This window comes from Furfurilactobacillus milii, from assembly GCF_009864005.1.
GTDB lineage: Bacteria > Bacillota > Bacilli > Lactobacillales > Lactobacillaceae > Furfurilactobacillus > Furfurilactobacillus rossiae_B.
Window position 1 is genome coordinate 1 of record NZ_WEZQ01000009.1, and the last position, 13,015, is coordinate 13,015.

Consider the following 13,015-nt stretch of genomic DNA (forward strand, 5'->3'; position numbering starts at 1 on the left):
ACCAACGCCCCCTTAAAGTACTTAACTGGCAAACACCTTACCAAGTGATGCTGACTAATTTGTCAAAAAATTCGGATCAAATTTGCAATCTACCTTAAAAGTTTAATTATGACCGCGTTTGTCACTTGCAATAGATGCGGAAACAGCATACGCCAAGAGTGCAACCACTAGGCCAGTACCTAGATCTGTCAGTGTGTTGAAGGGCAAGTGACTAACGCTGGTGTCGCCAGTTATTGGATTAAGAATTAGAGTGAATAAGAAAAAGAAGATGGCTAAATCAATCCCGGCAAACGCCGATCTTAGAATGAGCCAACGGCGTGTCGTGTTTTGATTTTTAAGCGTGCCATTTGGATCTTGGCTGCGAATGAGCTTTCCAATTGAAACCCCGCCAAACATATAGATTAAAATAGTTAATAAAGCTAAGAGACTGGTGCCGTGGCTGAGATTACCAGACGACCAATCCAGTGCCAAACTGACTAGTGTGAAGGGAAGACTTAACACTGAGGCCCACAATAGTCCATTTAATAGACGATTGTTTAGCATTTGTGTCTATGAGGATTTTTTAGGGTATACGAGGTATTGTAAAAGTTTTAGCATGGTCTACATCTCCCTTGTTTATTTATTCTAATAATAGAATAAGCTTGTTGTCGATGATAAGAAAGCGTCCTGCTTTGACGACGTGTTGTGCCACGATTAAGGGCATTTGATTCGCGCATATGTGAGCGGGCAAGTGTTATCAATACTTTTAAGTTAGAAGGTAAGTCACACGCATTGACTGATTTAACTAATTAAAGTGCATAAAACAAACGGTCAGCTGGCTCGAATATTTGAGCCAGCTGACCGTTTGTTTTGGGGGAATTGTTAAAGGATGGATGTGAGTGCTTTATTGTAGTCTTGGTCAAAAGTTTGCAGTTGCTCACTGGTAGGTGCCTGAAAATGATTTCGATTGAGCAACGCTAAATATTGCTGAGAAAATTGATTTAAAAAGACATCGAGTGTCTGACCATCATTTAGACAATCAAAAAAGAGAAATAAAATCTCACCACACATTGTGTAACGCATCAGCGCAAAGTTTTGCTGAGCCTCATAACGGTTCAGTTTTCCTGCTAACAGTGTTAACTGAGTCTTGGCGTTGTATTGTTGTGTCAATCTTGGTCCACAAGTATGCTGTAACATTTGAAAATCGTCAAGTAGTAGCCGGCTAGAACATTTTTCGTTAGTGGCGCCCAGAAGCTGGTTTAACCGATTCAGTTCTGGATTATGGGTGGCCGTGTCAAAAACGGCCTGGTTACCCAGCTTATGACCATTAATGAATGCAAACTGCATATTTAACTGTCCAATCAACCATAATTCCGTTTGATAGGCAGAAAAAGATTTTGCAGATTGCTGTGCCAAAACATTGAGTAATCGGTGGTCGGTATTTATAAACGCATGCGAATAATCGTTCTTAGAAAATTGATTAATTCGTTTGTTAACCGATTCTTGATAATTAATGAGGCGAAGATTTCTGTCGTGAATAATGACATTTTCAAGCCAATAGCGTTTATCAAAAGCCTCGTTTGGTGATTGAGGTAGCGACGAGTCGTTTTCGTTGAAGTAGCTAACTTGAAAACGATGGTCTTGAAACGGGATATCAATTTGTGTTTCGTTATGATTTGGATTAAATACAAGTAGGTCAATGTCGCTATGTTTGCTCATTTCACCACGCGCAGTTGATCCGGTTAGGACAATTTCAGTTTCATTAGGACAATATGTTTGGCAAAAATGAGTAATTAACTGCTGTGTTGATTCTGGTAATGACATTTAATGGCTCCAATCTGGAAGCGTTTGTTTACCATATTTTTTCTTATAGGCCAGCAAAAAAGAAAATATTACGTCGATTTTTGTTTTAATCACAACAAAATACTGTATAATCTTCATAACAAACTAGTTAACAGGAGAAAAATATGGAGGATGTACTACGGTCTATCGGTAAAATTTCACGTGCACTAGATGCGATTTCTAATATTGATTTCCAGAACATCGATCTTACCAAAGGCCAGTATCTGTATCTTGTGAGAATCTGCGAAAATCCTGGCATCATTCAGGGGCGGTTGGCGGAACTCGTAATGGTGGATCGCACAACGGTGTCACAGGCGATAAAAAAGTTAGTTAACCACGGCTTCATTACGCGCCAACACAGCGAAACGAACCTTAAAAACTATGAACTTTACCCAACGGAAAAAGGGACGGCCGTTTATCCACGACTCAAACGGGAAAATGCGTATTCGACTGACAAGGCCCTGCAAGGATTTTCAAAGGCAGAGGCCCAACAGTTGGTGGCTCTTTTAGAACGGATGACCGTTAACGTTAACGAAGACTGGAAGTCCGTCAAAGCGGGTGTCCCACGAGATTACTAACAATCATGGAGGATTTATGACAGTACAAATAACAGCAGTCACACCACAAGACGTAACAACGCTGCGTGAGGTCAGTTGTGCAACATTTCAGGATACGTTTGGCTCTGAAAATAGTGCGACGGATTTGCAAAACTATCTTGACTGTGCTTACTCGATTGATCAATTGTTGACAGAAATCAATAATCCGGAATCGTGGTTCTACTTTATTAAAGTGGATCAGGCGGTTGCGGGTTATCTCAAATTAAATGTTGGCGAGGCACAAACGGAGAAAATGGGGGTAGATGCGCTAGAAATACAACGAATTTACATCCTGCCAACGTTTAAGCGTCAAGGATTGGGCACACAATTATTCAATCAAGCGATTAGTACTGCCGAGGATTTGCACAAAAGTGCGCTCTGGCTGGGTGTTTGGGAACACAATGATGCAGCTCGCAAATTCTATCATAAAATCGGGTTCCAACCAGTCGGCGACCACGTATTCCAACTTGGCTCCTCTGTCCAGCGGGACCTGATCATGAAACGTCAGCTGTAACCCAAGCTAGGCGAGATCTTCTGGGTCAATTTCTAGGGTTGGCCAATGGGACAGGGTCGATAAATCCGTATCATAGGGCACACTGTAAACCATATAGTAATGACCTGGCTTCTGTTTACGAAGGTGAGCGAGCTGCTGTTGGGCTTGTTGAACGTCTGTCGTGACATAAAGCAAACCTACCACGCCGACCTTTTGACCGTCTGGATTTGTTTCGGTCCAACCGCCCAGAATTACTTTTAACGGTGCTTTGCCGGATAAGCCAAGTTGAATTAGTTCTTCATCGTTCATAATTGTGGCCGCCTTTCATCAAAAAAAGTTTTAAATCTGTTTAATGGTCACCTTTACCTGGCATATCATCAGCATTGTCCTGGTTTTCAGGAGTCGGTAAACTGTTTAGAAATTCAATGGCTTGCTCACGATAGTGATGTTCCGCATTGACTTTAGTTAGGGTAGCGGCATCATGCGTTGAGGCGTGCCCGGTAAACATCAGTTTTTGATATAAATCGACGTATGGAAAGTGCAAGTCTTTGGCACGCTGCAGTTCGCCGTCCATATCATACGGGACACGGCGAAAATCAACATCTTCAATGCCTTTTTCTGAAATTGTGAGTAATAGGTAACTGGCTGCACGATTGGCTAACAGTTTATCGCGGGTAAACCAGATTTGGCCGATGGAACCGGGATTCAACACCATCTGACCGTTAGATGTATATCGCCAAACGGGTGTATGTGTGTGCGCGTAAAGGGCCACATCTGCGTCATGGTTATTTTCGGTGAGAACGTCAAAGTTTGTTTGGGTCTCAGTGGGAAATAGCGAGTGGCCATGATTCTTAGTCGGAAGATTATGTGACATCGTGAAAACAAGATTATCAATAACTTTTCGGCCGGTCATGGGCAGGCTTCGTAATTGGGCTTCTCGTTGAGGTGTGTAACGAGCGTGCTCATACTGGGCCAAAATGGTGAAGTAAACATCGGTGGGGTCATCAAAGTTCACACCTTTTTTCGGTTTGCCCATGATAAAGTTGTAGTCACTTTCCCAGTTGCCCATGAGGTATTGGGTGGCGCCAACCTGTTCCAATAAGTCATAGCATTCTGCTGATGTCGCACCGCCAAGCGCAATATCGCCCAGTGACCACACTTCATCGACACCGTGCTTTTTTGCGTCACTGAGGGCAGCGCTCAACGCCGATGCATTGCCATGACTGTCCGATAACACTGCAATTCGATAATCCATGTTGTACCTCCGTCTCTTTTCAAATCACCGATTGGTGAGTGCCTGTTGAACCTTTACACTCTGCCTTTAGTTTACTGACCGTTTGCAAACTTGCAATCAAAATGTTGCAACGAGGTAGACGAATAATCAAGTTAAGTGTAATTTTGACATTAAAATTTGATGAGGGGATGAGGACGATGACAGAATCACCATTATTTAACTTTGATACAAACCAGGTGGGCGTCACCGATCCGCATGAAGACCCTGAAATCATTGCGGAAACGAAGTGTCTATTTGCATTTGTCGAAACCGCAGACTTGGTAACGTTTTTACAGCCATATCATCCGGTTGAGGTGGGGACGTTTAGCTGTATTACCAGAGAATTCCCGATTTTACGCATTGAGGTTGAGGGTCAACCATTGACAGTGATGCAGGCGCCACTTGGAGCTCCCGCTGCGACGCAGATTTTGGATTATTTGATTGGGCACGGTGTTAAACAAATTATCAGTATGGGCAGTTGTGGTGTGTTAACCGATCATGCAGAGGGCGCCTTCTTGTTGCCAATGAATGCGTTGCGCGATGAAGGCACTTCCTACCATTATCTACCGGCAGAAACGACGGTAACGCTGAACCCAGCGATGCAGCAGGCGATTGAGACAACTATCAGCCAGCACCATGAGACGATTACCCGCGTGAACACGTGGACGACAGACGGTTATTTCCGGGAAACTGAAAAGTTGGTCGACCGATATCGCGCCGCAGGTTACCAAACGGTGGAAATGGAATGTGCTGCGTTGGCCGCTTGCGCCCAGTTTCGTGGTGTCGATTTTGGTCAGTTTTTCTTTACGGCTGATTCGTTAGCGCACGCAAATGCCTATGATAAACGTGATTGGGGCCGTTCGGCTCGACAAACGGCGCTAAGTCTGGGATTAGCGACATTATTAGCGCTGCCTAATTCATTAAATTAGCGGACATGCATAAACTGATTGCGCGATATTGAAATTAATAAGAATTTCGGAGGTCACCATCTATGGGGTGTGACAAACGTAAGACTGCACTTTGCTGAGATGTTAAGTAAAGTGGAGGACAATTAAATGATTAATATTAAAACCGTTTCGACGATGGACGAACAGGCTGTTTTAACGCTGTATAAAGCGAACGGGTGGATTGCTTATACGCAAAATCCGCAAGCACTGATGACTGCGATTGCGCATTCAGTCAACCTTGCGGCGTTTGATGGCGAAAAGCTCGTGGGGTTGCTGCGGTATGTGACCGATGAGGTGTCGATTGCCTTTATTCAAGATATTTTGATACTGCCCGAATACCAACGACAGGGGATCGGCCGACAGTTGATGATGACAGCGATGGCGCGACTGAAGAATATCGGGCAGGTCCATTTGCTGACTGAAAACGAGCCGAAGACTGTTGGGTTTTATACCGCAGTTGGTTTTCGTAATGCGGCTGATGCAAATTTGGTCACGTTTACGATGGAGAATCGGTATTAACTTTTGAAAAAGTTTCACCGTTGTTTACAGAGGGAAAATGATGATAATTTGGATTTATAAATTATAAAATATTAAGCGAGTAAAAAGCGGGGCAGTCACGATGTGTGGCTGTCCCGTTTCACTGTAGATGGGCCTTAGGGTTTAAAATTTTAACGGACATGATATAACGCAATGTTAAGAGAACATCATGGTAATGACATCCCCTGCGATCCGCAAAAGCAGTGGTGGAAACGACAAAAGAGCAATCGTCACCTTATCAAAGATAAGACGACTGCTTTTTTTTATGGCTCAATTTTGATGAGGTTTCTGTACCGTTTTCGTTAGGGTTTCATGGTGTTTTGTTTAAGTTATAAATCCTTTAACATCAACACTTTAACGCATGTTTTATAGTCCGCCACTTACCATGCGGTCAAACATTCGGTAAGAAAGCTTCCGGGCGGCAATGACCATCCACTTGTCGTGCATTATGGCTTGATAACGCGTTTTAGGATGTTTGATTTGAGCAACTTTGAGCATTAAAGCGCCGATTTGATCCGCCGTTTCTAGCCCGGTCGGGGTGGAATTGGTAAACGCATCGACCATCTTACGATATGCTGAGTTAGCAGGTGTAGCCGCGACGAGGTGATCCGCGGAAATTTTCAGCCAGTTAGTATTGGTACCACCGGGTTCGGTGATGACAACGTCGATGCCGAACTGTTTGACCTCTAAACGGAGTGAATCACTGAGCGCCTCAAAAGCGTGTTTGGAAGCAAAGTACCAGCCACCAAGTGGTGCATAAATTTGACCAACAATGGAGGAGTTGTTGATGATCCGGCCAGAATGTTGAGCGCGCATCGTTGGCAATACCAGTTGGGTCAGGTTCATGGCGCCAAAAACATTCACATCGAATTGTTGCTTGGCTTCTGCAGGGGAGACGTCTTCCAGCGCGCCAAAAGAGCCATAGCCAGCGTTATTAATTAGGATGTCAATCCGACCAGCGTCTTTTAGTACCTGATCGACAAAAGCCTGGTTAGATTGGGGGTCGGTGACGTCCAAACGAAAGGTGTGGATACCTAATTTGGACAAGTGCGCCATTTTTTCAATGCGGCGGGCGCCGGCGTAAACGGTATAACCAGCTTCAGAAAATTGTTTGGCCGCCGATTCACCCATGCCTGAGGATGCACCAGTAATGATCACAACGGGTTTAGTCATGTTAATAATCTCCTTTAAGGAATATAAATTCTTTTATTAAGCAAAAAAATAAATGAGTAACTGGATTTAATTGAACGTGTTTTAATATAAAAGAATTTTTATTCTTTGTCAATCGTTTATCTAAAAAGACTTTTTATCTTGACCAGGATTCTAAATTCCTTTATAGTGGCAACATGAGAGAAAAAGATGAAAACCGTCGACAGCATATCCTCGACGTGACGACAAAAATGATTATTTCAGAGGGTATAAGCGGCGTGACACTAACCAAAGTAGCGAAAGCGGCAGGCATTTCGCAATCTAATATTTATATCTACTTTAAGGACAAGGCAGATATCGTTAAGCAAACCTTTTTAAGCCGTAAACAGATCATTGGTGACTATTTAATGTCTCATTATTCACCAAAGGGCAGTGCTATTGAAAACCTAACGTTGTTTGCACGGGCACTTTATCAGTTTGCTATCGAGGATCCTGATGACATGGCGCTTATTCAACAGTTTAATGCGTCGCCTGTGCTCGCAACGTTAGATCTATCACAGGAAGAAGCCGAACTAAACTTTGACCAGATCTTCAAAGAGCTAAAGCAGGGCGTTGAAGACGGCGAACTACGTGAGATGGACCCTGACGTTATTTTGACCATGGGATTTGTCACGATTACGACGTATGCACAACGGGTGGCTGCCAAAACGATTGATCCTGTTACGACGCCTTTGAGTGCTGTCATCGATATGATTATTGCAGCAAGCAGAAAGCCGGCCTGAATTTGCAAACGGACTTGAAGCAAATGTGGTCGACTTTGAATGATCAGTATATTGAATTGTTGGGTGCCGGTGGTGAGCAAGCGTTGCGAACTTTACTGAATGCTGATTTCAATGTCCTTAAAGCTAACAAAGGCTAATTATTGCTTGGCAATCCACTGTTTTAGACAATCGAGCATGTCCTGACTTTGTTTGAAAAACAATGCTGGTGCGCTATCCAAATCGAAAAAGCGCACGGCGGTAGTTTCGTTGGTTACCTGATCCAACAGGTGACCACCAGCCTTTTTAACAACAAACAAAGTAGAAATGATTTGCGTTTCATCGCCGTTAGGATATGTATAGAAATATTTATCGAAGACACCGAGTGTTTGGTTTACTGTAACCGATAGCCCGGTGTCTTCTTTAAATTCACGCACCATTGCTTCCTTGTACGACTCGCCGAATTCCAAGTAACCGCCTGGTAGACACCAGCCGCCAGTATCTGCGCGTTCTTGGAGTAAAATTTGTTGTTGATCGTTTAGTAAACACCCCGTTGAAGAGTTCAAAATTAATGGGCGATGACCTGTAAGCGAGCGAATTTCTTTAATATAATTTGCCATGTCAAACACTCCTTTTCGATTAGATAGATGACGGAAATTTAATGTGCCGACCAGTCACGTTAATCATAAAACGGAATGTCGAATTGTTGAAGGTGTTTCCAAATTATTTCAGCTTGACTGTTGAACAATTGGGGATGATCTTTTAGCGAAAACCAACGTAGTGAGCTGGTCTCATCGTTGGCTGCATTAAGCTGACCGGATACTAGCTGCATTTCGAAAATGATGCCAACTGTCTGAGCCACATCACCATTGGGATAGTGGGCGATGAAATCGGAAGTGGTGCCTAACAGTCCTGTTACTTTAGTTAGGAGACCAGTTTCCTCTTGGAATTCCCGAATGACCGCGTGGCGAGTCGATTCGCCGTACTGAAGCATGCCGCCGGGGAACCCCCACAGTCGTGAGTCTGATCGTTGTTGCAATAAGATGGCCCCGTCAGTATTTCTAAGGATGCCACCAGCGAAGACTAGAATGAGTGGTTGGTGGCCAATCACTTTACGTAAACCCTGTATATAGTTTTCGTTCATTTTGTTTCCTTTATTCTGAAAATCAAGTGAGTTATCAGCGACGTAACAATCGTGCCTAAACTGATAATTAAAAAGGTGAAATTACCGATTTGATTAATAATCTGACCGAAGAGGAGACTCCCAAGTGGTGCCAAACATGAAACGGTTAAAAAGACAGCGCTGAAAACGCGGCCAAGAAATTCACGGCTAGTATGCGTTTGAACAAAGGCAAAAAAATTAATATTGAACCGGGCCATGATGAATTCACAGACAAATGTGATCACTAACAGGAACCAATAATTGGGCCAAAATCCAGCAAGTCCGAGAATCGCACTGCCACCAACGAGGTCGGCAAACATCTGCTGCAAGTTAGCTTCACGATTTCGTTTACCGACCCACAAGCCGCATAAAATGCCGCCGGCCGCCTGAGCAAATAAAAGCCAGCTGTAATTGATCGCAGGTAGTTGATAGACATGATGGATCAAGTAAGGCAGGAGAATATCTAGGCCGGCATAGAAGAAGTTGACCCATGCACAGATAATTATGATATCCAGCAATGCTGGCGTTTGCCTAAGGTAGGTGAAACCGGTGATCAAACTGTTAATGAAATTTTGTTTTTCGTGAATTGGGGCAAACCGGTATCTCAATGTAGCATCCAGTACTGCCGCGAACACAAATGACCAACCATTTAGCCACATAAAGGCGCGGAGGTTCATGAAACTAAAACCGATTAGCAGACCGCCTAAGGCTGGCCCAACGAGTTTAATTAAGTAAGACGTACTGTTTGTGGTCGCGTTAAAGCGCGGTAGGTGATCTTTGTCAATGATTTCTGGGGTGATGGCCTTAACGGATGGCGAATTAAATGCGAAAACGAAGGCCAAAATGCCCGACATGACAGTGAGCAGGACGATTTGTGGCCGTTGAGTATTGATAAACAGGGCAACCGTGATGCAGGCCACCGCCGAGAGTAGGTCTGAGCAGATCAATAAACGCTGGCGATTGTGTTGATCGACGACAGGACCGGAAAAGAGATTGCCTGCCACCATCGCGACCCCAGCGACGGCGTTGATTGTGCCGAGGGCACTCGCGTTGCCAGTAAGTTTGATTAGATACCAATTTAGCGCAAATGTATAAAGAATACTGCCGAGCTTAGAAATGACGGCACTGGTTAACAACGGCCAGCTAAAATGATGTGTCTGAGTGATTGGCTCCGTTTGAATTAAAGACTTCATGATTTCTGTTCGCCTCCTCGAATTAATAATTCTCAGTGTAGCTGGCGAAAAGAAATTGAAGATTTTTTGTCTCTGATTTCGACATTGCGTATAATTTGAAGTGTTAGTTAGGGATGAAGGAGGCCGCACAATGACAGTCGGTGAAGTGCTTCGCCAGTTACGTATTGACAAGAACCTGACTCAAAGAGAAGTGGCAACAGGTATTATGTCACGTTCTCATCTATCTGAATTGGAACATGGTGATTATTACCCAGCATATGACACAATGTTGCGACTGCTTCGGCGCTTAAATATCACGTTGACCGAGTTTCAAACGGAGATTGGCGCCGTTTCTGACGAACCGGGAAGAGCCTACATTCAGCACACGAATCATTTATCGACGGAGCAGAAGTTACCTGAGCTGGAACGTTACCTCACCGAGGTGTTTACGGATGATGTGGCTAAGTCCGATCTGCGTTTACGCATGAAGCGATTAAACATGCTTGGGTTAGTTAACTTTGAACTGCACCCACAGACGGTGAATTTAAACGATTATCAACCAATTTTTGATTACTTACTGGGATGTCAAAATTGGCACGAATACGAAATTCGGTTGCTGGCAAACTCAATTTTTCTGGCCCAGTATGACGTTGCCAAAATGTTGGCCCATCAGTTTGTAACGAAGGGACGCCGTGTTCACTTCCACGATTTTAAGATTAAAGTGGCGCTGTTTTTTCACAATTTAATGGAAATTGCGCTTGACCATGGGGATGACCGGTTATCGAAGCAGTATGCGAACCAGTCCTTGTTTTACGGAAAAGCTGCACACAGTTTGTCGTTTCAGATTGATGCAGAAATTTTTCTTGAGTTAATTGCCATTCGTGCGGAAACAGACATCGGTCAAAACAAACAAAAAATCGAACACCGAATTTCGATGTTCGAGGAATTAGGCTATCAAGATGTTGCTGATAACCGACATCAGGCGGTTAAAAAGTATCTTACTTGAATGTATGGTGTAGCAGTAAGGACAAACTAATCAGTAATAAAAAGGCAGCGCAAACAAAATACAATTGTTGAACCGATAGCCAGTTTAGGACAACGCTAGCTAATATGGTTCCTAATGTCACACTGCCCACGTTTATCAAACCTTTGAAAACATACATGCGGCCAATTTCACTGTGAGGACTGGCATTTTGGAATAGCAGATTGTTTTCAACGTCAAAGATGGCGGAAAGCAGTCCGATTAGCAGAAACCATAGAATTAGCAAATAAAGCTTAGTGGTCAGGCTAATTAAAGCCAATAATCCTGCGATGAAAAACACAGTCCATAAATTGCGTTTTAACAGATTAGACTGATGTCCAGGCTTGCGGGCGAGGTGCGTAGCCATTAGGATGAGTCCGATTGACTGACTGACGGTCAACAACGTGTAATTAAAATTAGCATGTGGACCAAATCGTTGGGTGAACTTAAGCAAGACGGGCATTACAGTCCCGATAAATAACGTATTCAGTAAAAACATAAGGCTGGCGCTGTGGCGTAAGGCTGATGAATGAATAAACGTGCTGAGGGTGGTTCGGAGTGAGCCAACTGAGATACTTTTTTCGCTGGTTGTGCTCGCCGGCATCATTAATACGATGATGACAGAGCTAAACAGGATAACTGACATTACGGTCAGCGTAAACTGAGCGTTAAACCAAGTTGTGAATAACGTGGCTAAGAAGGGTCCGATAATCGTGGTGGACTGGTCTGACAGCTCGAGCATTGCGTTAATTTGAACCATTTCCGTTTGGCTAAAGACTTCCGTTAGCAAACGGACTTCTGCTGGGTGGAAAATTGGCTCGACAATGCCTAGGAGACAGACAATGATAACAGGATACAATGGTCGATTGAAATTGCCATTAACGAGTAACGTAGTGATAATCAGCCAGCGAGAAACCTCTGACCCCAGCATTAGACATCGGCTTGGTAGGCGATCTACATAACTCACCATCACTAAGTGGCTAACAAAACTGCCACCGTAATAACTGGCCCAGAGAAGGCTTAGCCAGTAGGCAGATTTTTGCTGACCAATAATTAAGGTAAATAGAAAAATAAGGGTGGCGTTTGAAAAGTCTGTTAGAAAAGTGCTGACGATTAATAGTCGTTTGAGATTTAAGAAACGTTGATAAATGTGTCAATGATGCGTTAATCGGATCAGATGCTTAAACATGTTTTGTTTCATGTTCATCGCACTCCTTTATAAAAATTACCGTCAGTTTACCGCAAACGACGCGTCAACTCCAATAAGGGGTCAGCGCGTCGTTTTGTTATCGCATATGAATGTTTTAGAATGCTTGATCAATTGGTGTGTCACCGGAGCCAATCGTATAGGACTGACGAATTGTGTCGGGAGCGTCGATCAACTCGGTAATGGTTGCAGCGACGTCCGCACGGGGAATTTTAACGCCTTTTTCGTCAGCTGGGTTAATGGTAATTTCACCGGTACCGGCGTCATTAGTTAAATATCCAGGGCGAATGATGGTGTAGTCGAGACTGGTTTGTTTCAGCATCTCATCTGCGTAATGTTTGGCAATCATGTAAGGCTTGATGCCACTTGCGTCCCACGCTTCACGGTGATTGCTGAAGATAGAGCTGACCATGATATAACGTTTGATGCCAGCTTGCTCAGCGGCTTCCATCGTTTTCACAGCACCGTCCAGATCAACAATCAGGGTTTGATCGTCACCAGTTTTGCCGCCTGAACCTGCAGAGAAGACGATGGTGTCAACGCCAGTGGCCTTGAACTGCTTAGCCATTTTATCTGGTAGTGCGTTGAGATCAAACTCGGTCGGGTGGACAAACTGACTGTCTGGGAATACGTCAGCCTGTGCAAGGTCACGAATGCCAGCAAAGACTGTGATACTTTTCTCCGCTAAATCGGCAACAATCTGTTGCCCAATATGACCGTGCGCACCAACAAGAAATACAGAGCTCATAAAAATCCTCCTTAAATTGTAACTGGAATAATTTCAATAACAGCAGTGTAGCGACAATAAACGAAGATTACAAACATTTACGGCTGAGTTTCCTGAATCCCTTTTGTTTAGGTGAGAGAATTGCTATACTA

At 43.8% G+C, this 13,015-nt stretch carries 16 protein-coding genes; 6 read left to right on the plus strand and 10 right to left on the minus strand.

The window, feature by feature from the left end; all coding sequences use genetic code 11:
• Positions 1 to 102: 102 nt before the first annotated feature.
• Together GB993_RS06025 and GB993_RS06030 are read right to left on the minus strand one after the other, a co-directional pair.
• Positions 103 to 543, minus strand: coding sequence for a hypothetical protein (locus tag GB993_RS06025; RefSeq protein WP_161003495.1), 441 nt, complete (start codon positions 541 to 543; stop codon positions 103 to 105).
• A 318-nt stretch (positions 544 to 861) separates the two neighbouring features.
• Positions 862 to 1,803, minus strand: a complete 942-nt coding sequence (locus GB993_RS06030; protein WP_161003496.1) for a nucleotidyltransferase domain-containing protein — start codon at positions 1,801 to 1,803, stop codon at positions 862 to 864.
• A gap of 143 nt (positions 1,804 to 1,946) precedes the next feature.
• Here GB993_RS06030 and GB993_RS06035 point away from each other — a divergent pair, with 143 nt between their 5' ends.
• Positions 1,947 to 2,399, plus strand: coding sequence for a MarR family winged helix-turn-helix transcriptional regulator (locus tag GB993_RS06035; protein WP_161003497.1), 453 nt, complete (start codon positions 1,947 to 1,949; stop codon positions 2,397 to 2,399).
• A gap of 16 nt (positions 2,400 to 2,415) precedes the next feature.
• Complete coding sequence (locus GB993_RS06040) at positions 2,416 to 2,931, plus strand: GNAT family N-acetyltransferase (protein ID WP_161003498.1); 516 nt, start codon at positions 2,416 to 2,418, stop codon at positions 2,929 to 2,931.
• Between the two features lie 6 nt (positions 2,932 to 2,937).
• Here GB993_RS06040 and GB993_RS06045 read toward each other — a convergent pair whose 3' ends face one another.
• Both GB993_RS06045 and GB993_RS06050 read right to left on the minus strand, forming a co-directional pair.
• Positions 2,938 to 3,219 carry a hypothetical protein gene (locus GB993_RS06045; protein ID WP_161003499.1) on the minus strand — a complete coding sequence of 94 codons (282 nt, stop codon included), beginning with the start codon at positions 3,217 to 3,219 and terminating at the stop codon, positions 2,938 to 2,940.
• Between the two features lie 40 nt (positions 3,220 to 3,259).
• Positions 3,260 to 4,165 (minus strand): metallophosphoesterase family protein, encoded by a 906-nt coding sequence (locus GB993_RS06050; RefSeq protein ID WP_161003500.1) that lies wholly within the window; start codon positions 4,163 to 4,165, stop codon positions 3,260 to 3,262.
• 176 nt (positions 4,166 to 4,341) lie between these two features.
• On the opposite strand from GB993_RS06050, the gene GB993_RS06055 reads away from it, so the two are divergent.
• Positions 4,342 to 5,112: a nucleoside phosphorylase gene (locus tag GB993_RS06055; RefSeq protein ID WP_161003501.1), complete on the plus strand. Its 771-nt coding sequence runs from the start codon at positions 4,342 to 4,344 to the stop codon at positions 5,110 to 5,112.
• A gap of 126 nt (positions 5,113 to 5,238) precedes the next feature.
• Positions 5,239 to 5,649, plus strand: coding sequence for a GNAT family N-acetyltransferase (locus GB993_RS06060; protein WP_161003502.1), 411 nt, complete (start codon positions 5,239 to 5,241; stop codon positions 5,647 to 5,649).
• A gap of 384 nt (positions 5,650 to 6,033) precedes the next feature.
• Here GB993_RS06060 and GB993_RS06065 read toward each other — a convergent pair whose 3' ends face one another.
• On the minus strand, positions 6,034 to 6,840 hold the full coding sequence (locus GB993_RS06065) for an oxidoreductase (RefSeq protein WP_161003503.1): 807 nt from the start codon (positions 6,838 to 6,840) through the stop codon (positions 6,034 to 6,036).
• Positions 6,841 to 7,013: 173 nt separating this feature from the next.
• Between GB993_RS06065 and GB993_RS06070 the strand changes: the two genes are divergently transcribed.
• The gene (locus GB993_RS06070) at positions 7,014 to 7,598 is read left to right on the plus strand and encodes a TetR/AcrR family transcriptional regulator (RefSeq protein ID WP_161003504.1); all 585 of its coding nucleotides are present in this window, start codon (positions 7,014 to 7,016) and stop codon (positions 7,596 to 7,598) included.
• A gap of 137 nt (positions 7,599 to 7,735) precedes the next feature.
• On the opposite strand, the gene GB993_RS06075 is transcribed toward GB993_RS06070, so the two are convergent.
• The 3 genes from GB993_RS06075 to GB993_RS06085 are packed head-to-tail and all read right to left on the minus strand — an operon-like array spanning position 7,736 to position 9,929.
• Positions 7,736 to 8,194, minus strand: a complete 459-nt coding sequence (locus GB993_RS06075) for an NUDIX hydrolase (RefSeq protein ID WP_161003505.1) — start codon at positions 8,192 to 8,194, stop codon at positions 7,736 to 7,738.
• 59 nt (positions 8,195 to 8,253) lie between these two features.
• The gene (locus GB993_RS06080) at positions 8,254 to 8,718 is read right to left on the minus strand and encodes an NUDIX hydrolase (protein WP_161003506.1); all 465 of its coding nucleotides are present in this window, start codon (positions 8,716 to 8,718) and stop codon (positions 8,254 to 8,256) included.
• A complete protein-coding gene (locus GB993_RS06085) occupies positions 8,715 to 9,929 on the minus strand; it encodes an MFS transporter (protein WP_161003507.1) in 1,215 nt (404 codons plus the stop codon). Before GB993_RS06085 ends, GB993_RS06080 begins: the two co-directional genes overlap by 4 nt.
• 130 nt (positions 9,930 to 10,059) lie before the next feature.
• On the opposite strand from GB993_RS06085, the gene GB993_RS06090 reads away from it, so the two are divergent.
• The gene (locus GB993_RS06090; RefSeq protein ID WP_161003508.1) at positions 10,060 to 10,914 is read left to right on the plus strand and encodes a helix-turn-helix domain-containing protein; all 855 of its coding nucleotides are present in this window, start codon (positions 10,060 to 10,062) and stop codon (positions 10,912 to 10,914) included.
• Here GB993_RS06090 and GB993_RS06095 read toward each other — a convergent pair.
• Positions 10,907 to 12,079, minus strand: a complete 1,173-nt coding sequence (locus GB993_RS06095) for an MFS transporter (RefSeq protein ID WP_161003572.1) — start codon at positions 12,077 to 12,079, stop codon at positions 10,907 to 10,909. The two genes, GB993_RS06090 and GB993_RS06095, sit on opposite strands and share 8 nt — an antisense overlap.
• A 154-nt stretch (positions 12,080 to 12,233) precedes the next feature.
• Positions 12,234 to 12,884, minus strand: coding sequence for an SDR family oxidoreductase (locus GB993_RS06100; protein ID WP_161003509.1), 651 nt, complete (start codon positions 12,882 to 12,884; stop codon positions 12,234 to 12,236).
• Positions 12,885 to 13,015 lie beyond the last annotated feature (131 nt).

Bases quoted from the DNA above. Each gene is read 5' to 3' on its own strand.
- GB993_RS06025 (WP_161003495.1), bottom strand. From the start codon at position 543: ATGCTAAACAATCGTCTATTAAATGGACTATTGTGGGCCTCAGTGTTA.
- GB993_RS06030 (WP_161003496.1), bottom strand. From the start codon at position 1,803: ATGTCATTACCAGAATCAACACAGCAGTTAATTACTCATTTTTGCCAA.
- GB993_RS06035 (WP_161003497.1), top strand. From the start codon at position 1,947: ATGGAGGATGTACTACGGTCTATCGGTAAAATTTCACGTGCACTAGAT.
- GB993_RS06040 (WP_161003498.1), top strand. From the start codon at position 2,416: ATGACAGTACAAATAACAGCAGTCACACCACAAGACGTAACAACGCTG.
- GB993_RS06045 (WP_161003499.1), bottom strand. From the start codon at position 3,219: ATGAACGATGAAGAACTAATTCAACTTGGCTTATCCGGCAAAGCACCG.
- GB993_RS06050 (WP_161003500.1), bottom strand. From the start codon at position 4,165: ATGGATTATCGAATTGCAGTGTTATCGGACAGTCATGGCAATGCATCG.
- GB993_RS06055 (WP_161003501.1), top strand. From the start codon at position 4,342: ATGACAGAATCACCATTATTTAACTTTGATACAAACCAGGTGGGCGTC.
- GB993_RS06060 (WP_161003502.1), top strand. From the start codon at position 5,239: ATGATTAATATTAAAACCGTTTCGACGATGGACGAACAGGCTGTTTTA.
- GB993_RS06065 (WP_161003503.1), bottom strand. From the start codon at position 6,840: ATGACTAAACCCGTTGTGATCATTACTGGTGCATCCTCAGGCATGGGT.
- GB993_RS06070 (WP_161003504.1), top strand. From the start codon at position 7,014: ATGAGAGAAAAAGATGAAAACCGTCGACAGCATATCCTCGACGTGACG.
- GB993_RS06075 (WP_161003505.1), bottom strand. From the start codon at position 8,194: ATGGCAAATTATATTAAAGAAATTCGCTCGCTTACAGGTCATCGCCCA.
- GB993_RS06080 (WP_161003506.1), bottom strand. From the start codon at position 8,718: ATGAACGAAAACTATATACAGGGTTTACGTAAAGTGATTGGCCACCAA.
- GB993_RS06085 (WP_161003507.1), bottom strand. From the start codon at position 9,929: ATGAAGTCTTTAATTCAAACGGAGCCAATCACTCAGACACATCATTTT.
- GB993_RS06090 (WP_161003508.1), top strand. From the start codon at position 10,060: ATGACAGTCGGTGAAGTGCTTCGCCAGTTACGTATTGACAAGAACCTG.
- GB993_RS06100 (WP_161003509.1), bottom strand. From the start codon at position 12,884: ATGAGCTCTGTATTTCTTGTTGGTGCGCACGGTCATATTGGGCAACAG.